The organism is Mesorhizobium sp. B1-1-7, from assembly GCF_006442705.1.
GTDB classification, from domain to species: domain Bacteria; phylum Pseudomonadota; class Alphaproteobacteria; order Rhizobiales; family Rhizobiaceae; genus Mesorhizobium; species Mesorhizobium opportunistum.
Window position 1 is genome coordinate 99,324 of the sequence record NZ_VFWQ01000002.1, and the last position, 21,729, is coordinate 121,052.

Genomic DNA, 21,729 nt, shown 5'->3' on the forward strand with positions numbered 1-21,729 from the left:
CCGGCAGCTCAATCAACTTTCCTGTTCGTGTTCTTCCGTGGCGTCGGCTTCCGTACCCTCGGGCACGTCGTCGTCCGGCTCGCCGCGGCGTTTCTTGGCTTCCTTGCGCGCCCTGTTGTCCTTCGACAACGCATCGCGGATGAGGTCGTCGGTCAGGATCAACCGGGTCTCGGAAATGGCGTCGTAGGGTACGCGCACCGTCGGCTCCTCGCCATAGGCCGCCTTGTCGCGCTCGATGAGCACATCGTTCTCACCAGCCTCGGCGATCTTGCCCTTGAAACGCTTGCGATCGGCGACGACGACCGATGTTTCCATCTTCACCAAATGGCCGGTCCAGGTCACGAAATCCGATTTGCGCACCAGCGGCCGATCGATGCCGGGCGAAGAGACTTCGAGATGGTACGCCTTCTCGATCGGATCGTCGACATCGAGCGCCGGCGACACCGCGCGGCTGACCTCTTCGCAATCCTCGACGGTCATGGTGCCGTCCTCGCGCTCGGCCATGATCTGCAGCGTCAGCCCGTTCTGGCCGGACAGATGCACGCGCACGAGGCGAAAGCCGATGCCGCGCAGCACCGGCTGGATGATCAGCGCGATGCGCGCATCGATACCGCTTTCGCGGATGATGCGGTCGTCACCTTCGCTTGTCATTGCAGTCATCAATTGCCTGTCGTTCGTTTCGCAAGTTCTTTAGTTTGCGCATCGGAACCATCCGAAAACCGCTTCGCACTTTTCGGTCCGATTCACCCGGCAGGTAATAAAAAAGAGCGGGACCGGGTGGACCCACTCTTCGTCATACCGACCAAGAATTTGAGGCTGATATAAACGAACACCGCCTGTGTTTCAAGCCCGCCGTGACAACCCGCCGTGCAAGGCCGGCAAAAGCCCTGACGGCGTCAGCATTGCTCCAGGCGCATGGCGCCCATGCGGCAACCCCCCTGCGAAAGGCGGCAGGGTGTCCTTATTTATTAGCCACGACACGAATGGACGCGGCGCTGTGGCGCGCGAAAGGACAAAATCATGGGCAACCGCAGACTACTTTCCGCCTTGGGCGACCTCTTCACCGCATTCGGCGGCGCGGTCGCCGCCTCGCGCGCCGTGGAAGCCGGCCGCAAGCCGCGTGCCGACGACCTGCGCAAGCTGGACATGGACCCGGCTATCTTCAACAGGATCGGCCGTTTTTGAAAATCCGACGAGAGGCGCCGTGAGGGCGCCTATGTCCTGACAAAGGTCAGATAAGCCGGCCGCCGGCCCTCGCGAATGGCCTTCGCCTCGTAACGCGTACCCGGCCAGCCCTCGTAGGGGTTGTTCCAGTCGCCGGCATCCGCCGCCTGCCATGCGAAGGCGCCATGCGCCCGGCAATGCAGCAAGGTCCAATTCACATAAGTGTCGATGTCGGACGCGAAGCGGAACTTTGAGCCCGGCTTCAGAACGCGCGCGAAGCGATCGAGATTGACTGCACTGACGAAGCGCCGTTTCCAGTGCTTCTTCTTCGGCCAGGGGTCCGGATAGAGAAGATCGATGCCGTCGAGCGAGGCCGGCGGCAGCCAATCGAGCAGCCGGGTGGCATCGTCATCGAAGACACGCAGATTGGCCAGCGGCCGCTGCCTAACCGCCATCATCATCTTGGCCATGCCGTTGACGAAGGGCTCGACGCCGACAAATCCGGTTGTCGGCGCCTCGATGGCGCGGTGCAGAAGATGTTCGCCGCCGCCAAAGCCGATCTCAAGGCGAACGGCCGAGACGTCGGCTTCGAACAGGGTGCGCAGCTCTGACGGCGCTTCAGCCGTCAGATCGAGTCGGTAGATGCCGAGACCGCTTTCCAGGGCAGCCGCCTGCTGCGGGCGGACCGGCTTGCCACGCCGACGGCCGAAGAAGGCTTCGGTCGCACGGCTTGGCCTGTCGTCGGGGCTCATCTGGTGCCGCAGGATCTGTCGGGCGCTCAGGCCGCGACAGCATCCTTGAGCGCCTTGGCGAGATCGGTCTTCTCCCAGGAGAAGGACCCGTCACGGCCAGCCTTGCGGCCGAAATGGCCGTAAGACGACGTCTTGGCATAGATCGGCTTGTTGAGATCGAGATGACGGCGGATGCCTGATGGCGACAGGTCCATCACGGTGCGCAGCGCATCCTCGAGCTTTGCCTCGTCGACCTTGCCGGTGCCGTGCAGGTCGACATAGACCGACAAGGGCTGGGCGACGCCGATGGCGTAGGAAAGCTGGATGGTGCAGCGGTCGGCAAGCTTGGCCGCCACGACATTCTTGGCCAGGTAGCGCGCCGCGTAGGCCGCCGAACGGTCGACCTTGGTGGTGTCCTTGCCGGAGAAGGCGCCGCCGCCGTGCGGTGCCGCACCGCCATAGGTATCGACAATGATCTTGCGGCCGGTCAGCCCGGCATCGCCGTCCGGTCCGCCAATGACGAACTTGCCGGTAGGGTTGATGTACCACATGCAGTCGTCGGCGATCTTGAGGTCGCCGAGCGCCTCGCGGATGTAGGGTTCGACGACCTTGCGGACCTTCTTGGAATCCCAGCTTGAATCCAGATGCTGGGTCGACAGCACGATCTGCGTGGCCTCGGCGGCCTTGCCGTCCACGTAGCGGACGGTGACCTGGCTCTTGGCGTCCGGCCCGAGCTTACCGGCCTCGCCATTATTCTGGTGACGGGCGGCGGCCAGAAGTTCGAGGATCTTGTGGCTGTAGTAGATCGGCGCCGGCATCAGGTCCGGCGTTTCGCGGCAAGCATAGCCGAACATGATGCCCTGGTCGCCGGCACCTTCTTCGCCCTGGCGATCGGCGGCGTTGTCGACGCCCTGGCCGATGTCAGGCGACTGGCCATGCAGCAGGACTTCGATCTTCGCCGTCTTCCAGTGGAAACCGGCCTGTTCGTAGCCGATCTCGCGGATAGCCTTGCGGGCGACAGATTTGAACTTCGCCGGGTTCACGACGGGGTGGCCCGCCGCGTCCATGAGGACGTTGCCGGCCTTGTCCTTCTTCAGCAGCGTCTCGGGAACGCGCACCTCGCCGGCGATGACGACGCGGTTGGTGGTCGCCAGGGTCTCGCACGCGACGCGGACTTTCCATGGGTCCATGCCGGTCTTCTTGGCTTCACGGTAGACCAGATCGACAATCTCGTCGGAGATTCGGTCACAGACTTTGTCGGGATGGCCCTCGGCAACGGATTCCGAGGTAAAGAAGTAGTTCTGCCGCGTCACGGGTGTCCCCTCTTGAAAAACGATCGGCAGGCTGCCGATTTTGGCGCGCCACGTGTTAGCGGGGCAAAGCGCCGCTCGTCAAGCGTCGCCGCCGTCCTGGCATGAATGTCGGAGCCGATATTTTATGCCACCGGCGGCGCGGTGCCGCCGGTTCGAAGCGCATTGCGGATCAGTCGAGATCGTCGGCGGCGAGCGACTTCACAAGGTCGATGATCCTGCGGCGCACCTTGACGTCGGCGATCTTGACAAAGGCACGGTTGAGCTGGAGTCCTTCTGGACTGCCGCAGAATTCGACGGCGAAAGCCATCGACGCATCCTCGGCAAAGCCGCGGTTGGCTGAGGATTCCTGGCCTGGCGCATCCTCGAAAAAGAAGGCGACGGGCACGCCGAGTATGGAAGCAATCGCCTGCAGGCGGCTGGCGCCGACGCGGTTGGTGCCCTTTTCATATTTCTGGATCTGTTGAAATGTGATGCCGAGATTCTCGCCCAGCTTTTCCTGGCTCATTCCGAGCATATTGCGGCGAAGCCGGATGCGGCTTCCAACGTGGATGTCTATGGGATTCGGCTTTTTCTTGTTTTCTTCTGTCATTTTTTCCTCGCCGAATTTTTTCGGCTTTGTGATTTTTTTCTCGCCCAAACAAAGCCGGAGGCGACTGCCCCAACAGTATGATCCACCGGCTTCGAGAAATTTCAGGCGGTACAGTATGAGTTTCTAATGTGCCAACTGTCAATTCACCCGTAGCCTTTGCCTTACGTTCAACAGTGCCCCACACAGCGCAAACAGCAACATGATCAGCATTCCGTTAATGCGTCGCTGCCCCTCGGAAACGACTGCCTGTTCGGCAATAGGCACCTTCACATCGATGGCCCCGCGCGCGTCGATCGCCAGCGCATCGACGATGCGGCCACGTGGGTCGACAACGGCCGAGATGCCATTGTTGGCGGCACGCAACAAGGGCAACCCGTTCTCCACAGCGCGAATCTGAGCCTGCCTGAAATGCTGATACGGCCCCGGCGTGTCGCCGAACCAGGCATCATTGGTAACGTTCACAATAAGCTGTGCTGACGTAGCGTCAACTGCCACCAGGTCGGGAAAGATCACCTCGTAGCAGATAAATGGCAGGGCACGAAGGCCGCCCGGCAGCGTGATGGCGTGGCGCTCGTTGCCGGCCGTGAACGTCATCGGCCCGGCGACGAGTTGTTCGATGCCGAAACGGCTGAGCAGATCGGCGAAAGGCAGATATTCGCCAAACGGCACCAGATGGACCTTGTCGACGGCGTCGGCGATTTCGCCCTTGTCGTCGATCGCCACCACCGAATTATAGTAGCGGCTGTCGGCACCGGCGGCCGAGCTGCCTTCCTCGCGAACGACGCCGGCGATCAGCATCTGGCCGTCGCCCAGCATGTCGTCCAGCGCCGTCAACGCGTCAGGGCGCTCGGTGAAAAGGAACGGCACCGAGGTTTCTGGCCACAAGATCAGCTGCGGCCTGTCGTGACCGGGGTCCGGCGCCTTGGCGGACAGGCCCAGCAAGGTGGCGAAGATGCGATCGCGCACCGAGGCGTCCCACTTCTCCGACAGGTCCACGGCCGGCTGAACGATGCGGACATTCAAACTGCGCTCCGCCGGTTTTTCGGGAGCGGCGAGCCTGACATAGCCGAAGCCGACATGGGCGGCGGCGAGGGCGACAAACAGCGCCGCGCCAAGGCGCAGGTGCCGGCGCGCCGCCAGCAGCGCCGGCAGCGCGAAGAGGAACACGGCGAGCGCGTTCATGCCGACCATGCCGGTCACCGAGACGCTCTGCATCAGAAGGGGCACGGGCATCGCCGCGTAGCCGATCGCATTCCAGGGAAAACCTGTGAACAGGAAGCCGCGCAGCCACTCGGCCAGCGCGAAGCCGAAGGCGAGTGCCGCGATGCGGCCGATATCGCTGCTCCACAAGAGCCGGGCGATCACTGTTGCAAAGCCATAGAAAAAGGCGAGCGCGAAGGGAATGCCGATCACCGCGAACGGAAGCGCCCAGGCAAAGCTGTCGGCCTCGACCAGCAGCGCCGAACCTATCCACCAGAGACCGGCGAGGAAATAGCCGAAGCCGAACCACCAGCCGACGGCAAAAGCCGGCCGCAGGCGCCGAAACAGGCTGCCGGAGGCTTCGCCGGTCGCGCCGTCGAGCAACCAGACCAGCACCGGAAACGAGATGAAGCAAGCGGCGAAGAAATCGTATGGCGCCTGGCCAAGCACCGCCAGGGCGCCTGCGAGAAAGGCCACGAGCGCGCGCCGCCAACCCCAAAGCAGAATTATCCGGCCGGCAAGGCGCACCATGCATACTTCCGAGTCGTGCGAATCAGGAAGGAAGATTTAACAGGCCGCGGTCCGCGCTCCAAACGCTGGCCGGTCGACTATGGTTTCCCACCGAAGCGGCTACCGGTGCCAGCCCTCTATCCGCATGCCACCAAGCCGTTCGGCCTCCTCGCGGGACACGACGCGGATGGTCTGCGAGAAAGTCCAGACGTGGCCTTCGGGATCGCGCGCCCGATACTGGCGTTCGCCGTAGAACTGGTCCGCCGGCTCCTGGATTATTACAGCACCGGCCGCCCGCGCCTGCTCGCAATGGCCATCCAGTCCGTCCTTCAACCTGACATAGACCGACTGCGTGTTCTTGCCCGAGACCGAAGCCGGGCTGGCGACATAATCGCTCCATTCGGAATCGACGATGATGGTGCAATCGCCGAACCGCATCTCGGCGTGGACGAGCTTGCCCTCGGCATCGCTGACCACCATGCTGCGCTCGAAGCCGAAAGCCGCTTCGAGCCAGTCCAGCGCGGCACGCGGATCCCTGTAGAAGACACCGGAACCCAGGCTCGCATGCTTGAACGGGTCGTCGATCGTCATCGAGCGCGCGAAACGCTCACGCCTGCTCGGTGCGCGCCGTGGCGCGCCGGCGGCGCTCGCCCTTCTGGCTCTGCACGATGCGCACGCGCTTGACGCGGCGCGGATCGGCATCGAGCACATGGAACTCGAAACCGGGGATGGCCTGCACCACCTCGCCGCGCGCCGGCACGCGGCCGAGCGTGTTGAAGATCATGCCGCCGATGGTGTCGACATATTCGCCATGTTCGCCGGCGGCGAAACCCTCGCCGATCATCTTGGCGACTTCGTCGATCTCGGCCTTGCCGTCGACGACGAACACGCCGTCACCGGCCTGGGTGATCATCGGCTCGTCGTCGTCATGCTCGTCCTCGATGTCGCCGACGACCATTTCGACGATGTCCTCGAGCGAGACAAGGCCATCCGTGCCGCCATATTCGTCAATGACCAGCGCCATTTGCGTGCGCGTCGTCTGCATGCGGCCCATCAGGTCGGAGGCAAGCATCGATGGCGGCACAAACAGAACCTGGCGGATCAGGTTGAGCTCGCCGATGGTGCGCGAAAGGTCGACCTGGGCAAGATCGAGCTGCGTGGCGATGGGCGTCTTCCTGGTCGTGCGGCCCTTCTTGACGCGCGCGAGCTTCGTGATGTGGGCCAGCACGTCGCGGATATGCACCATGCCGCGCGGGTCGTCGAGCGTCTCGGAATAGACCGGCATGCGGGAATGGCCGGATTGTTCGAACGTGCCCAGGAGGTCGCCGAGCGTCGTCGTGATCTCGACCCCCTGGATGTCGGTGCGCGGCACCATGACGTCCTCGACCCGCACCTCGCGCAGGCGCAAGATGTTGTTGAGCATGGCGCGTTCGCCAGGCGAAAAGGCGCCGGCATCACTCGCCGTCTCGGCCAGCGCGCCGGCGATTTCCTCGCGCAGGCTGGTGCCGTTGCGTTGCCGGAACAGACCCAGCACGCGTTCGAACAGGGAGGGGCCGGCAGGCGAAGTTTCGCTGGCAACGCTGCCGGTAACTGTACTCGGACTTGATCCCTCTTCCGACGTATCGGAAGCCTTGGGTGCACTGCCGGCGTCGGGGCGGGCGGCAGTCTCTGGTTTGTCGTTCATCTTCGTCCGGTCAATTGGTCTTTTGTAGTTACGCGTAGGGATCGGGAATGGCAAGCCTTGCAAGCGCTGCGCGTTCGACGGCTTCCATCGCCTCGGCCTCGGTGTCGGTCTCGTGGTCGTAGCCCATGAGGTGCAGCAGGCCGTGGATCACGAGATGGGTGATATGGTTCTCCAAGGGCTTGTCTTCCAGTGCCGCCTCGCGCGCCACGGTTTCGGCGGCGAGCACGATGTCGCCCAGCATCGGCGGCAGCGGACCATCCTTCACATGCGGAAAAGCCGGGAAAGACAAGACGTTGGTGGGTTTGTCCTTGCCGCGCCAGTCCGCATTCAAGGTGCGGATATGAGCATCGTCGGAAAAAACGATGCTGAGTTCGGAATGTCCTGCCGCACCAGCTTCGGCGAAAGCAGCCGTGACAGCGCGATCGACCAATCGCGCCAGGCTTGCCTCAGCGGGCCAGTCGCCTGCTTCAATCGATATATCGATCTCGACGGGAAGGCTCCCGTCGACGGATGTGCTGTCCTCAGGCATGAGGCCGCATCGTCAGATCAATTCTCGGCACCGAGGCCGCGCGCCAGCTTGGCGTCGCGGTCATAGGCCCTGACGATTTCCGCCACCAGCGGATGGCGAACGACGTCGATATCGTTGAAGCGCACGGTTACCGCGCCGGCCACGCCGTCGAGCACACGCAAGGCCTCGACCAGGCCCGATTTGGTGCTCGGTGGCAGGTCGATCTGGGTGGGATCGCCGGTGACGATCATGCGCGAGTTCTCGCCGAGACGGGTGAGAAACATCTTCATCTGCATCGGCGTGGTGTTCTGCGCCTCGTCGAGGATGACGGCGGCATGCGCCAGCGTGCGACCGCGCATGAAGGCGAGCGGCGCGATTTCGATGACTTCGGCGGCAATCGCACGCTCGACCTTGTCGGCCGGCATCATGTCGTAGAGCGCGTCATAGAGCGGCCGCAGATAGGGATCGACCTTCTCCTTCATGTCGCCCGGCAGGAAGCCCAGCCGTTCGCCGGCCTCGACGGCCGGCCGCGACAGGATGATGCGTTCGACCATGCCGCGTTCGAGCAGCATCGCCGCGTGCGCCACCGCCAGATAGGTCTTGCCGGTGCCGGCCGGACCGATGCCGAACACCAGTTCCGACCGCTCCAGCGCCCGCATATAGGCGTCCTGGTTGAGCGAGCGGGCATAGATCGTCTTCTTGCGGGTGGCGATCTGGGCGGCGGAAACCTTGCCCTTGCGCTCCAGCGTCGGCAGCGTCAGCTGATCGTCGGCGGCGACCGCCATGCGCACGGCGCCATCGACGTCGGACTGGCCGATATCGACGCCCTTCTGGAGGATCCCGTAGAGATTGTCCAAGGCACGGCGTGCCTGCTCGGCGGCCGAAGCGGATCCCTTGATGGTCAGCTGGTTGCCGCGCGAGCGTATGTCGACGCCGAGCTTTTGCTCGAGCCGGGCAAGGTTTTCATCGAACTGGCCGTAAAGGGCGCTGGCAAGCTTGTTGTTGTCGAAAGTCAGAACGATGTGCGCCATATCAGAAGCCCCAGATGCCGGTACCGGGGGCAGGTTCTTCAGCTCTGCTGCGCTCAACCGTCTCTCCTCATCTGCCGAGACCCTCAGGCCAATTCGGCGAACAGGCTGTTGTAGCCCGTCTTCGTGATTCGCACCTGGATAATGTCACCGATTTCGCCGGCCTTTTCATCAACAATAACCGGCTGCAGCCAGGGCGAGCGGCCAACCTTCTGGCCAGCCTGCCGGCCAGGCTTCTCGATCAGCGTGTCGATTGTACTGCCAATCAGGCTCAGACCGAAATCCTGCTGCTGCTTGAGAAGCAGTGCCTGCAGACGCTGCAGGCGCTCGTCCTTGACCGTTTCCGGCACGTGATCGGCCATTTCGGCGCCCGGCGTGCCCGGACGCGGCGAATATTTGAACGAAAAGGCCGAGGCATAGTTCACCTTGCGCACCAGTTCCATGGTCGCCTCGAAATCGGCTTCCGTCTCGCCGGGGAAACCGACGATGAAATCGCCTGATAGCGCGATGTCGGGCCGGGCAGCGCGGATGCGGTCGAGCAGCGCCAGATAATCCCTGGCCGTGTGCCTGCGGTTCATCGCCTTGAGGATGCGGTCCGATCCGGACTGCACGGGCAGATGCAAATAAGGCATCAGCGAGGGCAGATCGCGGTGGGCGGCGATCAGTTCGTCGTCCATGTCGCGCGGGTGGCTGGTGGTGTAGCGCAGCCGCGCCAGCCCCGGGATTTCGGCCAGCCGATGCAGCAGCCGGCCAAGGCCCCATTCCTCGGTCCTGCCCCCCTTGGTGTCGCCCTGGCCGTGCCAGGCATTGACGTTCTGGCCAAGCAGCGTCACCTCGCGCACCCCGGCCTCGGCCAGGCGCTCGGCCTCGGCGACGATCTGCGCCACCGGCCGCGAGACTTCGGAGCCTCTCGTATAGGGCACGACGCAGAAGGTGCAGAACTTGTCGCAGCCTTCCTGCACGGTGAGGAAGGCGGTCACGCCGCGCTTGATGACCTCGGCGCGCTTCGGCTGCGGCAGATGCTCGAACTTGTCCTCGATGGCATAGTCGGTCTCGACGATCTTCTCGCCGCCGCGCACTCTCGCCAACACGTCAGGCAGGCGATGATAGGTCTGCGGCCCGATGACCAGATCGACGGCGGGCGAACGGCGGATGATCTCGGCGCCTTCGGCCTGCGCCACGCAGCCGGCAACGCCGATCAACATCTCGCGGCCGACGCTGGCGCGCTCCGCCTTCATGTCGCGGATGCGGCCGAGTTCGGAATAGACCTTCTCGGCGGCTTTTTCCCTGATATGGCAGGTGTTGAGCAGCACCAGATCGGCCTCGCCGATAGCATCGGTCGCGGTATAGCCGTCAGCGGCCAGCGCGTCGGCCATGCGCTGTGAATCATAGACGTTCATCTGGCAGCCATAGGTCTTGATGAAGACCTTTTTTGTTGCCACGGCGTGCACCGCCGGCTGTCCAGCCAGCGTGCCGATGTCGTCGCTTTCGATTGTGTTCAAGTCCATCCGGCGGCTTCTAACGCCTTTCCGTGACAAAAAACAGACGATTCTCGCCCTGCGCCCGCAGACGCGGGGCCGGGATTAGCGGCTCGGGCGCGGATCGGCGAGTGCCGCCATCATCATCTCGCGCACCTGGCTTTCCATCAGCTTCGCCGTTTCCTTGCGGTTCGAACCCTTGGAAAACGCGATCGGCTCGCCGAAATGCACTTCGACATCGAGTGCGCCTTCCGCCATCAGCACCTTGAGATGCGGCATCAAATCCTCGTCACCGATCCAGGCCGAGATTGGCCGGTGGCGGCGGCCGAGCGGCACGCCGTGCAGGCGGGTATAGGCGATCGCCACCGGCTGGATGAAGACCTGCTCGGCAGCGCCCTCCGAAATCGCCATCGAGGCGGCGCCGAACAGGGTGCTCTTGAAGGGCAGGATGGCATTGCCGTCACCGGTCGAGCCCTCGGCGAACAGCACCATGGCGTCGCCCTTGGCCATGCGATTGGCGATCTCGCTCGCCTGGTCGCCCGAGGAGCGCTTGCGTTCGCGCTCGATGAAGACGGTGCGCTGCAGCTTCGACAGCATGCCGATCAGCGGCCAGCCTTCCATATCGGCCCTGGCGATGAATTTTACATCGGCAGAAGAGCCCAGAACCATGATGTCGGTCCAGGAAATGTGGTTCGAAGCAACCAGCAAGGGCCGTTTGTCGGCCAGCGTCCCCTTGACATGGACGCGCATGCCGAGCGCCCTGAGGATCAGCCGATGCCAGATCTTGAGGATGAATGTTTCCGGCCACCAGCCGGTTTTCATCGACAGCATCTGCAACGGCACGAGGATCAGCGAACCGGCGACGACGAGGCCCAGGGCCAGGAAAATCCTGATTTTCTTGATCATCGCCCTACCCCGGTCTTCTGGCTAGCGAAGATCGCGGCGCATGACAAGCGCGCCGGTGGGTCCGCGATCGGGCGACTTGTAGTAGTCCGGGCGCTTGCCGACCTCGCGGAAGCCCAGCCGCCGGTAGAGGGCGATCGCGGCGACATTCGTCTCGTCGACCTCGAGGAACAGCGCTTCGGCGCGCTGGGCGTGCAGCTCACGCAGCACCGCATCCATCAACTGCCAGCCAAGCCCCTGGCGACGATGCGATCGCCCCACCGCAACTGTCAGGATCTCGCCCTCGCCGGCGGCCAGCCGGGCCAGCACGAAGCCGACCGGCGGCTTGGCGCCCTGCCCGGTTTCGCGTGCGGCGTAACCGAACACGGTGTCCTGTTCGAGCAAGGCGGCGAACTCGCCATCGGTCCACGGGCGGACGAAGTCCTCGCGATGCAGCAGCGAGACGGCCGGGCTGTCGGTGATCCTGAGCGGCTCGAGCGCATAGTCCCGGCGGCGCGGCTGAAGGAAAGGAATGCGCATTAATTTTGTTGCCTTGATAAAATGAACCCGGCCTGCGGCTTGGCGTCCGCACCGCGCAGATAAAGCGGTTTCGGCCTCTCGCCCGCGCCCTTGACGGCGGCCAGCCGGGCGTAGGTGAGGATGTCGGCGGTGGCCGTCCGAGGCCCGATATCGAAACCACGACCGGCCGATGCGGCGATCTGTGCTGCCGCGGTGCCGGCCAGCACCGCAGCGCTTTCGATCGCCATTCCAGTGGCCTCAGCCAGCGTGATCACGGCCGGACCGTAAGTCAAAACTGACATTTGATCATAGAGAGCGGCATGGATCTCTTCACGCCCGGCATCGAGCGCCGCCAGCACGGCGCGGCCAGGAAATGCCGCTGCTGCTTCAGCCGCCAGCGCCTCGAGCGTCGTCACACCGATCGCGGGAATCTTAAGCGCCAGCGCCAGACCACGCGCGGTCGAGACGCCGACGCGCAGGCCGGTGAAGGAACCTGGGCCGACGGAGACGGCAATGGCGCCAAGACCGGCATAGTCGGTCGCGCCCGCCTTCAGCGCCTCGGCGATGACCGCCATCAGATGCTCGGCATGGCCTTTGCCGAGATCGAGCACCGAGCGGCCAAGCTCCAGCCCAGCCGCCGCGTCGTAGACGCAGGCGGCGCAGAGGCTGGCGGCACAGTCGATGGCAAGCACTTTCATGAAACAACCGGTTCCGAGAAACACCTCCCTGTGCCCGCCAAGGCGCGCCACCGCAAGCATAATTTGTTAAGCGGCTTCGCTTCGAAGGGCGAGCTATGCGACCTGTTCGATGCGCAGCATGTGGTTGTCCCAGACATAGTCCGGCTCGGACCGCATCGCACCGCTGCCTTCGATGATCTCGCCCGCACCCGTGGTGGCCATGAAGCCAGTCCCATCCGGCGCCACGCCGCAGACCTCGACCAGCGCGTTGTTCGAGAGGACCTGGCCGCTGGCAGCATCGATCACGACCAACGAATTGCCTTCCGGCGACGATACGGCAACGGTGCCGGATCCAGGATTGGCGGCGACCGAGCCGATATAGTTGCGGAAGCCGGCCAGCACGTCCCCCGGCATGTCGAGCAACTGCAAGTCCTTGCCGCGCGTGGCACGGCCGACCAGCAGCGGACGATCCGTGCTCGCCCCCCTATACTGGCAACCGAACCAGACGGTGCCGGCCTGGTCGGTGTCCATATGTCGGATCGACAGCTGGTGCAGAGCCGCCGGCAGTTCGTGCTTTTCGATGAGATCGCCGGTGACGCGATCGATCAGCACATAGGACGGCTTCATTGTGGCGATGTTGAGCTCGGCACGGCCGTAATCCGGATGGGTCTCGATGCCGCCATTGGCAACCGCGATCGTCCGGCCGTCGTCCAGCAGCAGAAGCTCGTGCGGCCCCATCCCATAAGTCGGGAATTCGCCGACACGGTTGAATTTCGCGCGCGCATCATAGACGCCGACGACCCCGGCGGCGTTGTCGAAGTCGTTCTCGGTGGCGTAGAGCAAGGCGCCGTCGGGCGAGAACACGCCATGGCCGAAGAAATGCCGGCCAGGGATGCTGGCGATGGTCAGCGGGGCGTCGCGCCCGGTGTGATCGAAGACGACAGCGAAGGTGCCGGGCTGGCGGGCGAAGACAACCGAACGCTTCGACATCGGGTCGAAGGTGACGTCATGGCCGCGATCAGGCAGGTCGATCGCGTGCAGAACCTTGCCGGCCTCGGACAGGACGGCGGCGCCAAAACTGCCGTCACGCTTGACGAAGGCGGTGGCGAAGACGGCGTCCGCAGCAAGCGTCCTGGCCCACGCCGACGGCGCCATCGCCGCGGCAAAGCCGATGCCCGCGGCCCTGAGGAAATCCCGGCGATCGATGAGTGGCGTTTTCAAGGATCAGTCTCCATCCAGCGACGAGAAGCCGGCGGTCAGGCCGAATTCGGCGGTCAGCCGGGTGCCGATCAGTGTCGACAGGCTGGAGGTGATCAGCGCGAAATGCTCGAGCTTGCCGCGCAGCGCCGGATCGGCGAGCGCCTTGTCGATCGGCCCCTGGACCGACTTCGCGGTGGCGACGCCGTTGACGAGCTGGATGTGGATCGATTCCGCCATCCAGCGCGCATCTTCAGGCAATGCGTCGCCAAGCTTCGAGACCTGGAACAGCCGATCGATGCCGTCCAGGTTTCCGGCCAGCGAATTGCCGGTGTTTTGCGAGCGCCAGTAGATCGCCTGTTTCGGCTTGTCGGCCTCGGGCTTGCCACCCAGAAACCCCTTCAGGCGGACATCGCGAACCATTTCCAGCTCGTTGATGAAGACGCCGACCAGTTCGGTCACGGCTTCGTTGCCGTCGCGGTAGAGCGGGTTTTGCGGCCCTGGATTGGCCCAAAGCGCGGCAAAGCCGTCCGGCTTGCTCCAGGCGGCGCTGACGTCTCCGGCCATGGTCTCGATGTTGCCCGCTACCGCCGCGCCGTAGGCGCAGCGGTAGGGATCATCCTTGCCCGCCAACACGTCGGCGCCGTCGCCGAAAAGCACAAATTCCAGCGCGCCCAACCCTTGCATCGCAACACTCTTGCCGGCCAGCTGTGCCGGATCGGTCGCGGTCGGATCCTTGGCCGACAATGCCGCCTGCACCTGCTTCAGCCCGATGCTCTTGCGGTCCGGCCAGAACAGCATGCGCTCCAGGCGGTTGTTTTCCTTGATCGGCCCCAACCCAATGATCTCGGCCGAGGACCAGGCATAGACCGTGGCCGAAAATTCGGTCCGCGCCGCGTCGAGTTCCCCTGGCGAAGGCGCTTCGCACAGCTTGTGCATCGCCTTCGCCAGGGTTTGCGTGCGCTCATGCAGGCCGGCGTAGGCCGGGCGGACAAAGCCGTCGATCGCGCGTTGGATGACATCGGAGGCCTTCACCGCCGCCGATGCGGGCAAGGCCCCCAGCAGGGCTAGCGGAAGAACGAGAAACAGCGCGGAACGCTTCAGCATCAAAGTGACTCCAGGAATTTGAGCAGCGCACTGCGCTCAGCGGCGTTGGCGGCGGCAAAACGGTCGCGCGCCTTCTGGCCCTCGCCACCATGCCACAGGATCGCCTCGGTCAGGCTGCGCGCGCGTCCGTCATGCAGAAAGAAGGAATTGCCGTTGACGGTCCCGGTAAGGCCGATGCCCCACAGCGGCGGGGTGCGCCATTCGTTGCCCGTGGCCTCACCCACGGCCTGTCCGTCGGCAAGATCAGGCCCCATGTCGTGCAGCAGGAAGTCGGAATAGGGCCAGATCAGCTGGAAGGCCTGCGCCTTGTCAGGGGCATCACGGCGGGTGACGAATTTCGGCGCGTGACAGGAAACGCAGCCGATGTCGTAGAAGACCTTCTTGCCGGCGAGCACATCGGGCGCGTCGCGGTCGCGGCGTGCGGGCACGGCCAGGTTCCGCGAATAGAAGGTGACGAGATCCATCACCGGTGGCGGCGCTTCGGCGGAACCAAGACGCTGCTGGACGCCGTTCGGCATAGCAAGGCATTTTGCCTGCGCTATAGTGCAGTCACCCCAGTGTTTCGATTCTTCAGGCGTCGAGATGCCGATGTCACCGGCAAAGGCATCGGCCGCCTGCTGGCGGATCGATGCGGTCTGCGCCTTCCAGCCGAAACGGCCAAGCGTCAGTTCCCCGCCCTGGCCGTCGCGCACGATGTTCGGCCTGCCGGAAATGCCGTCGCCGTCATGGTCTTGCGGATCGGCATGGGCCAGAATGTCGGCCGGCGCGATCTGCTCGATCAGGCCAAGCCCGATCATCGGCGGCGTCAGGCGCGGCGACAATGTCGTGCGCGGATCAAGCGGCCCATAGGCGGGATCGGTGACCGAATAGCTGGGCTTGCGCAGGGAAACCACGGTGCCATCCGTCAGCTCTACTTTACGTTCCTGATAGTCGACATGCATCCTGCCTTCGCCGCGCAGGCCGGGCACCGCTAGTTCCTGCAGCTGCGTGCCGTAGACCGGGTCGGGGAAGTTGAGCACCTGGTGGTCGGCAAGGGCGGCCTTCTCTTCCGCGCTGCTGGCGTCTCGGGCCAAGCGCAGGAACATCGAGGTGCTGCCAAGGTCGCCTTGCGGCGGGCGGCCGCGGCCATCCTTCAGATGGCAATTCTGGCAGGCGCGTTCGTTGAACAGCGGGCCAAGCCCGTCCGAGGCCTGCGTCGAGGATGGCGACGACACCCAGTTCTTGCGGAACAGCGCATTGCCGAGCTTGAAGGTGCCTTCTTCCTCGAAGGTGATGTTGGCCGACGATTGCGAGAAGGCGTCGCGGTTGACGTCCTTCTCCGAGGTTCCGGCGCCACCCTGCATCAACTCGAACCGCTCGGGCTTGGAGAAATCCGCGGTCGGCCTGGTGATGGCGGTGACACGCGCCTGATCCTTCGCATCGAGGTCGGTGCGCGTGGTGGCGAGGCCGGCGGGTTGAAGGTCGCCGGCCAGCGCCGACGAGGTCAGCGCCAGCACGAGAATGGCGCAGCGCCGACCCGTCGAACCGGCTGGCGTCTTCCGAAGGGGCGGCGAGCTTTCCGCCCGCCGCAAGCGGCGCAAGAATTCTAAGGGGCGCCGCATTCCCGCATATCCTTACTCCGCGTCGTCCGCCGATGCGGCGTTGAGCTGGCCGTATTTTTCCTCGCCGATCGAGGCCAGCAGATCGAGCTGCGTCTCCAGGAAGTCGATATGCCCCTCCTCGTCGGCCAGCAATTGCTCGAACAGCTTCATCGACACATAGTCGCCGGCCTCGTTGCAGATTTCACGCGAGCGCTTGTAGGCGGTGCGTGCGTCATATTCGCCGGCAAGGTCGGATTCGAGCACTTCCTTGACGTTCTGCCCGATGCGCAACGGCGCCACGGACTGCAGGTTCGGATGGCCTTCGAGGAAGATGATGCGGGCGACGAGCTTGTCGGCGTGGTGCATCTCCTCGATCGATTCCGCCCGCTCCTTCTTGGCCAGCTTGGCATACCCCCAGTCTTCGAGCAGACGGAAATGCACCCAATACTGATTGACCGCTCCGAGTTCCAAGAACAGAGCTTCGTTAAGCCGCTCGATGACCTGCGGTTCGCCTTTCATGGATTCTGCTCCCATATTGGACGCGCAGGCCCCTGACGCGGTCCAGGTGTGAAACGATGTCCACGCCACTCGCCTCCGAGCGGGTGTGGTAATTCTCGGTGACCCGAATGATCGTTTCGACCACATTTGGGAAGCAGCCGCAACAACGACCGCGCTTCTGCATGGTGTGGTAGACCTTTGCCGGCACGATAAGTTGCCAGGGATCCTGGTCCAGCAGATCGATGATCGTCTGCTCGATCTCTTTCTCGGTGATGATGTTGCAATGGCAGATCAGCATTTACAGTGCTCGGATGGCTAACGGCGCCTTCCGCGCCGTGTGGCTTGTTTCGCTTCCGGAGCCCACTCCGAAGCCGATTATCGGGCTCCGGACCAGGCTCCAGTTCGGCGCTTACTTGAACACCTTGTCGGGTGCGTCAAGGCTGTCGGAGCCCTCGAAGGCGATGGCGTTGAGCTTCAGGGAACCGACGGCGCGCTCGATCGACTTGGTCTGGTCGATCAAGGCGTCGATCGCGGCCTGCACGGTCGCATTGCCTTCGGTGTTGCCCTCGGCGATCTGCTGGTCATAGGCCTCGCCGGCCTCGGCCCGCGCCTTGATCGCCTCCATCTTGGCGACGGTGACGTCGAGTTTGTCAGACAGTTCCTTGTCGATCGCCGGATCGGCAGTCTTCACCATGTCGTGCACCGAAGGCCCCGAGACGACAGTGCCGTCGAGCCTGGTATAGCTGGCGAGATAGGCGGCGCGGATGCCTATGGCGTCGTTGAGATGCGAGTTGTAGGTGTTGTCGGAGAAGCAGTCGTGCTCCTCTTCCGGATCGTGCAGCAAGAGGCCGAGCTTCATGCGCTCGCCGGCCAGTTCGCCGTAGGACAGCGAGCCCATCCCGGTGAAGATCTTCGAGATGGCGGTGTTCGGCTCGCCGTCGGCCAGGGCCTTGCGTGCCGCGCCGTCCGCCTTCCAGTCGTCGACCATTTCCTGCAGGTCCGAAACCAGGAGTGTGCTGGCGGACTTCAGATATTCGGCACGGCGGTCGCAATTGCCGCCGGTGCAGTTCTTGAGGTCATAGTCGGTATAGGGACGCTCGCCGGCACCCGGGCCGGTGCCATGCAGGTCCTGGCCCCAGAGCAGGAACTCGATGGCGTGATAGCCGGTGGCGACGTTGGCCTCGACGCCGCCAGCCTCCTGCAGCGTACCGGAGAGGAATTCCGGCGAAAGCTTCGAGGCATCGACCTTCTTGCCGTTGATCTCGATTTCCTTGTTGGCGATCACATTGGCCGTATAGAGCGAATTCGCATCGGACTCGGTGCCGTAGCTCTTGGCGACATAGTCGATCAGGCCTTCGTCCAGCGGCCAGGAATTCACCTTGCCCTCCCAGTCGTCGACGATCTTGTTGCCGAAACGGTAGACCTCAGTCTGCTGGTAGGGAACGCGCGATGCCTTCCAGGCGTCGCGAGCGGCGTTGAGCGTATCCGCCGACGGGTTGGCGAGCAGCGCGTCGACCGCCTTGTCGAGGGCTTGCGCCGTGGTCAGCGAATCCTCGTATTTGGCGAGCGCGATGTCGGAATAAGTCGTGATGACCGCTTTAGCATCGGTTTGCGCCTTGGCGGGCAGCACGAACACCGCTGCTGTCAGCAAGGCCGTGGCACCCATCGCCGCAAGCCTGCCGCCATATCGTGCTGTCATTATCGCTCTCCAGTTTCTCGGGAATTTCATGAATGGCGCGCGCGGCAACCCGCGCCAGGCCACATCGATGCCATAGGGCACAAGACTTGCCGCGCCATCGCGCGGTTCGCGGAAGAAAGACACCAAAAATGCCTCCAATCGAACGGGTTCAAGGCCCAAACATCAGGGGATGCGCTAGCGCGCAGGTTTCCATAAAGCTTCCACGCCGATGGAAGTCAACGAAAATCGACAGGAAAAGCCAATCGAAACAATAGTTTAGAACTATTCTAAACTACAATGGTCAACTTTATGACCTTGCTGCACCGTCCTTGCCCAGAACTGCAGGCCAGAGAACTGCACGATTGACAGCCGCCATTCCGGGTGCGACCCGCAGACACGCTCTTGCGGCGGCGTCAGACAATTGCCGCTTGGCGAGACATCCTAGAATCGAACCGGGATTGGAATGCGATGAAGAACGGCGTGGTCATTGTCGGTGCGGGTCATGCAGGCGTGCAAGCGGCGGCAAGCCTGCGCGAGGACGGCTATGACGGGCCGGTGATCCTCATCGGTGATGAGAACGAACTGCCCTATCACAAGCCGCCGCTGTCGAAGACCTTCATCAAGGATGCCGAAGCCAAGCCGCAACCCTTGCGTGGCGAAGCCTTCTACACCGGTAACGCCATCGACTACCGGCCCGGCATCCGGATCGAGCGCATCGATGCCGGCCGTCGCAGCCTGGAGATCGCCGGCGGCGGCGCACTTGCCTTCGACCATCTGATCCTGGCGACCGGATCGCGCCCGCGCCTGCTGCCGCTGCCAGGCGCGGATCTTTCCGGCGTTTTGTCGCTGCGCTCGCTTTCCGATGCGCGGCTGATCCGGGAATTGAGTGCAAGGAGCGACGACGTCGTCATCCTCGGTGGCGGTTTCATCGGATTGGAGATCGCCGCGACGCTGCGTGCGGCCGGCCGCACGGTGACAGTGGTGGAGGCAGTCGACCGGCTGCTCGGCCGCGCGGTTGCACCGGTGGTGGCGAGCCATGTCCGCCAAAGGTTGGAAGCGACAGGTGTGCGCATCCTCACCGGCACCTCGATTGCAAAGCTCGAAGGTGAAAACGGCCATGTCGCGGCCGCGATCACCTTATCAGGCGAAAGGCTGCCGGCGCGCATGGTCATCGTCGGCATCGGCGCCGTGCCGAATGTCGAACTGGCGCAGGACGCCGGCCTTGCCATCGCCAACGGCATCCGCGTCGATCAGCAGATGCGCAGCCCGGTGCCGGAAATCCTGGCCATCGGCGATGCCGCCTCCTACCGGCACTGGTTCACCGGCGGCGACGTGCGGCTGGAATCCGTGCAGAACGCCACCGACCAGGCGCGGCTCGCGGCGCGCACCATCACCGGCCATGCCGATGCCTATTGCGCGGTGCCGTGGTTCTGGTCCGACATTGGCGACATGAAATTGCAGATGGTCGGGCTGACAGCCGGCGGCAACAGCCATGTCCTGCTGGGCGACCTGCCCGACAACAAGTTCTCGATCTACCACTATGCCGGGGATCGGCTGCTCGGCATCGAATCGGTCAACCGCCCCGGCGACCACATGCTTGGCCGCAAGATGCTCGGTGCGGGTTTCTCACCGACGCCGGAAACGGTGGCGGCGGGACCGGATGGGCTGAAAGCGGCGCTAGCTGCGTTTCAAGCCGTCGAACCGGCGAAGGCTGTCGGCTAGTTTGAAGAATTTGTTCGAGCAATCACCAGTCGGAGAGACGTCGTGAGCAGCGAATATGTCCGAGAGTTGATCCGCCGCTATCAAGACCGTCAACTGCTTCGACGTCTCCTCCTTGAGGGCGCGTCATCCGAGCCGGGCGCCCCGGTTGATGATGGCTATTTCGCAGCACTGCGAAAAAGAGCGCAGGGCCAATAAGGAATCTGCCGGTCGAGACGAGGCGGTATGGCGATAGGCGTCAGTTTAGAACGTCTGCGCCGCCCCTCATCCGCCTGCCGGCGTTCGTCGTCAGAAAAGCCAAGCAATTGGCTTTTCGCCCGCTTCGCGGATCGCTCCTCAACTCCCCGTATAGTGACGGGGAGAAGAGGAGCGCTTCAGTTCAGGCGGCGCAGACTTCGCGGATCGAGCTTTCCAAGATGTCGAGCGCTTCGTTCATGACTTCGTCCTGGATGGTGATCGGCGCCAGGAAGCGGATGACGTTGCCGTGGACGCCGCAGGTCAGCAGGATCAGGCCCTTGTCGAGCGCCTTCAGCCGGATCGCGTTGGCGATCTCGGCCGACGGCAAGCCCTTCTTGACGTCGTTGAACTCGACCGCGTTCATGAAGCCGAGGCCCCTTATATCGACGATCTCGGGAACGTCGTCACGGATCGACTGCAGGCGCTGCTTCAGCCGCGCGCCCAGTGTGTTGGCGCGGTCGCACAGCTTTTCGTCATCGATCACGTCGAGAACCGCGTGTGCGGCGGCAACGCCGATCGGGCTGCCGCCATAGGTGCCGCCGAGCCCGCCGGGGCCGGGCGCATCCATGATCTCGGCGCGGCCGGTAACCGCCGACAGCGGGAAGCCGCCGGCCAGGCTCTTGGCCATGGTGGTGATGTCGGCCGCCACCTCATGATGATCCATCGCGAACATCTTGCCGGTGCGGGCAAAGCCGGTTTGGACTTCGTCGGCGATCAGCAGCATGCCATGCTGGTCGCACAGCTTGCGCAGCGCGGTCAGGAACTCGCGCGGCGCTTCGTAGAAACCGCCCTCGCCCTGCACCGGCTCGACGATGATGGCGGCAACGCGGGCCGGATCGACATCGGCCTTGAACAAACGATCCAGCGCGGCCAGCGAATCGGCTGTGGAAACGCCGTGCAGCGGCACCGGGAACGGCGCATGGTAGACGTCGCCCGGCATGGCGCCGAAGCCGACCTTGTAGGGCACGACCTTGCCGGTCAGCGCCATGCCCATGAAGGTGCGGCCATGAAAGCCGCCGGAGAAAGCGATGACCGCCGGACGGCCGGTGGCGTTGCGGGCGATCTTGATGGCGTTCTCGACCGCCTCGGCGCCGGTGGTCACGAAAATGGTCTTCTTCTCGAACTTGCCGGGCAGCATGGCGTTCAGCCGTTCGGCCAGCCGCACATAGCTCTCATAGGGCACCACCTGGTGGCACGTGTGGGTGAAGCGATCGAGCTGCGCCTTGACCGCCTCGATCACCCTTGGGTGGCGGTGGCCGGTGTTGACGACGGCGATGCCCGAGGAGAAATCGATGTAGCGGCGGCCTTCGACATCCCAGATCTCCGAGTTTTCAGCCCGGTCGGCATAGATTTGCGTGGTCATGCCGACGCCGCGCGAGATCGACTGGTTCTTGCGTTCGGAAATGGCTGAATTCTTCATGATGTCCCTC

At 63.7% G+C, this 21,729-nt stretch carries 22 protein-coding genes and 1 pseudogene; 3 read left to right on the forward strand and 20 right to left on the reverse strand.

Translation table 11 applies throughout. From position 1 onward, the window contains the following. Nucleotides 1-12: 12 nt before the first annotated feature. Nucleotides 13-660: a ribosome maturation factor RimP gene (gene rimP / locus FJ978_RS03050; protein WP_013891270.1), complete on the reverse strand. Its 648-nt coding sequence runs from the start codon at nucleotides 658-660 to the stop codon at nucleotides 13-15. A gap of 360 nt (nucleotides 661-1,020) precedes the next feature. Between rimP and FJ978_RS32680 the strand changes: the two genes are divergently transcribed. Then, on the forward strand, nucleotides 1,021-1,185 hold the full coding sequence (locus tag FJ978_RS32680) for a hypothetical protein (protein WP_181176681.1): 165 nt from the start codon (nucleotides 1,021-1,023) through the stop codon (nucleotides 1,183-1,185). 29 nt (nucleotides 1,186-1,214) lie between these two features. Here the strand turns inward: FJ978_RS32680 and FJ978_RS03055 are convergent, their stop codons facing one another. From FJ978_RS03055 to FJ978_RS03140, 18 genes are all read right to left on the reverse strand, one after another. Continuing rightward, nucleotides 1,215-1,916: a tRNA (guanosine(46)-N(7))-methyltransferase TrmB gene (locus FJ978_RS03055; RefSeq protein ID WP_140570094.1), complete on the reverse strand. Its 702-nt coding sequence runs from the start codon at nucleotides 1,914-1,916 to the stop codon at nucleotides 1,215-1,217. A 26-nt stretch (nucleotides 1,917-1,942) separates the two neighbouring features. Continuing rightward, complete coding sequence (metK, locus tag FJ978_RS03060; RefSeq protein WP_013891273.1) at nucleotides 1,943-3,208, reverse strand: methionine adenosyltransferase; 1,266 nt, start codon at nucleotides 3,206-3,208, stop codon at nucleotides 1,943-1,945. A 169-nt stretch (nucleotides 3,209-3,377) separates the two neighbouring features. Beyond that, nucleotides 3,378-3,797 carry a helix-turn-helix transcriptional regulator gene (locus tag FJ978_RS03065; protein WP_013891274.1) on the reverse strand — a complete coding sequence of 140 codons (420 nt, stop codon included), beginning with the start codon at nucleotides 3,795-3,797 and terminating at the stop codon, nucleotides 3,378-3,380. 138 nt (nucleotides 3,798-3,935) lie between these two features. Beyond that, nucleotides 3,936-5,528, reverse strand: a complete 1,593-nt coding sequence (lnt, locus tag FJ978_RS03070; protein WP_140570098.1) for an apolipoprotein N-acyltransferase — start codon at nucleotides 5,526-5,528, stop codon at nucleotides 3,936-3,938. A gap of 99 nt (nucleotides 5,529-5,627) precedes the next feature. Then, nucleotides 5,628-6,098 (reverse strand): VOC family protein, encoded by a 471-nt coding sequence (locus tag FJ978_RS03075; RefSeq protein WP_013891276.1) that lies wholly within the window; start codon nucleotides 6,096-6,098, stop codon nucleotides 5,628-5,630. 16 nt (nucleotides 6,099-6,114) lie between these two features. Then, on the reverse strand, nucleotides 6,115-7,191 hold the full coding sequence (locus tag FJ978_RS03080) for a hemolysin family protein (RefSeq protein ID WP_140570101.1): 1,077 nt from the start codon (nucleotides 7,189-7,191) through the stop codon (nucleotides 6,115-6,117). A 28-nt stretch (nucleotides 7,192-7,219) separates the two neighbouring features. Further along, a complete protein-coding gene (gene ybeY / locus FJ978_RS03085) occupies nucleotides 7,220-7,720 on the reverse strand; it encodes an rRNA maturation RNase YbeY (protein WP_140570103.1) in 501 nt (166 codons plus the stop codon). A 17-nt stretch (nucleotides 7,721-7,737) separates the two neighbouring features. Next, the gene (locus FJ978_RS03090; protein ID WP_023766987.1) at nucleotides 7,738-8,730 is read right to left on the reverse strand and encodes a PhoH family protein; all 993 of its coding nucleotides are present in this window, start codon (nucleotides 8,728-8,730) and stop codon (nucleotides 7,738-7,740) included. An 83-nt stretch (nucleotides 8,731-8,813) separates the two neighbouring features. Then, nucleotides 8,814-10,235, reverse strand: a complete 1,422-nt coding sequence (gene miaB / locus FJ978_RS03095) for a tRNA (N6-isopentenyl adenosine(37)-C2)-methylthiotransferase MiaB (RefSeq protein WP_140570106.1) — start codon at nucleotides 10,233-10,235, stop codon at nucleotides 8,814-8,816. Between the two features lie 75 nt (nucleotides 10,236-10,310). Continuing rightward, nucleotides 10,311-11,111 carry a lysophospholipid acyltransferase family protein gene (locus FJ978_RS03100; RefSeq protein WP_140570111.1) on the reverse strand — a complete coding sequence of 267 codons (801 nt, stop codon included), beginning with the start codon at nucleotides 11,109-11,111 and terminating at the stop codon, nucleotides 10,311-10,313. Between the two features lie 21 nt (nucleotides 11,112-11,132). Beyond that, nucleotides 11,133-11,627, reverse strand: a complete 495-nt coding sequence (gene rimI, locus FJ978_RS03105) for a ribosomal protein S18-alanine N-acetyltransferase (protein ID WP_023766990.1) — start codon at nucleotides 11,625-11,627, stop codon at nucleotides 11,133-11,135. Next, nucleotides 11,627-12,304: a tRNA (adenosine(37)-N6)-threonylcarbamoyltransferase complex dimerization subunit type 1 TsaB gene (gene tsaB / locus FJ978_RS03110; RefSeq protein WP_140570115.1), complete on the reverse strand. Its 678-nt coding sequence runs from the start codon at nucleotides 12,302-12,304 to the stop codon at nucleotides 11,627-11,629. Before tsaB ends, rimI begins: the two co-directional genes overlap by 1 nt. Before the next feature lie 93 nt (nucleotides 12,305-12,397). Then, entirely contained in the window at nucleotides 12,398-13,504 is a 1,107-nt protein-coding gene (locus FJ978_RS03115; protein ID WP_140570119.1) for a DUF1513 domain-containing protein, read from the reverse strand. A gap of 3 nt (nucleotides 13,505-13,507) precedes the next feature. Continuing rightward, nucleotides 13,508-14,587 (reverse strand): imelysin family protein, encoded by a 1,080-nt coding sequence (locus FJ978_RS03120; protein WP_140570123.1) that lies wholly within the window; start codon nucleotides 14,585-14,587, stop codon nucleotides 13,508-13,510. Then, a complete protein-coding gene (locus FJ978_RS03125) occupies nucleotides 14,587-16,188 on the reverse strand; it encodes a di-heme oxidoredictase family protein (protein ID WP_140570126.1) in 1,602 nt (533 codons plus the stop codon). The genes FJ978_RS03120 and FJ978_RS03125 overlap by 1 nt, the downstream gene beginning before the upstream one ends. A gap of 12 nt (nucleotides 16,189-16,200) precedes the next feature. After that, nucleotides 16,201-16,686 carry a bacterioferritin gene (gene bfr, locus FJ978_RS03130; protein ID WP_013891287.1) on the reverse strand — a complete coding sequence of 162 codons (486 nt, stop codon included), beginning with the start codon at nucleotides 16,684-16,686 and terminating at the stop codon, nucleotides 16,201-16,203. Continuing rightward, the gene (locus FJ978_RS03135) at nucleotides 16,652-16,963 is read right to left on the reverse strand and encodes a hypothetical protein (protein WP_013891288.1); all 312 of its coding nucleotides are present in this window, start codon (nucleotides 16,961-16,963) and stop codon (nucleotides 16,652-16,654) included. The genes bfr and FJ978_RS03135 overlap by 35 nt, the downstream gene beginning before the upstream one ends. Nucleotides 16,964-17,074: 111 nt before the next feature. Beyond that, a complete protein-coding gene (locus FJ978_RS03140; protein WP_140570130.1) occupies nucleotides 17,075-18,364 on the reverse strand; it encodes an imelysin family protein in 1,290 nt (429 codons plus the stop codon). Nucleotides 18,365-18,811: 447 nt separating this feature from the next. On the opposite strand from FJ978_RS03140, the gene FJ978_RS03145 reads away from it, so the two are divergent. Together FJ978_RS03145 and FJ978_RS33075 are read left to right on the forward strand one after the other, a co-directional pair. Beyond that, on the forward strand, nucleotides 18,812-20,065 hold the full coding sequence (locus FJ978_RS03145) for an FAD-dependent oxidoreductase (protein WP_140570133.1): 1,254 nt from the start codon (nucleotides 18,812-18,814) through the stop codon (nucleotides 20,063-20,065). A 45-nt stretch (nucleotides 20,066-20,110) separates the two neighbouring features. Beyond that, nucleotides 20,111-20,260: pseudogene (locus FJ978_RS33075) on the forward strand (type II toxin-antitoxin system ParD family antitoxin); the annotation flags it as partial. Between the two features lie 181 nt (nucleotides 20,261-20,441). On the opposite strand, the gene FJ978_RS03155 reads toward FJ978_RS33075, so the two are convergent. After that, nucleotides 20,442-21,719 (reverse strand): 4-aminobutyrate--2-oxoglutarate transaminase, encoded by a 1,278-nt coding sequence (locus FJ978_RS03155; protein ID WP_140570137.1) that lies wholly within the window; start codon nucleotides 21,717-21,719, stop codon nucleotides 20,442-20,444. Nucleotides 21,720-21,729: the final 10 nt, after the last annotated feature.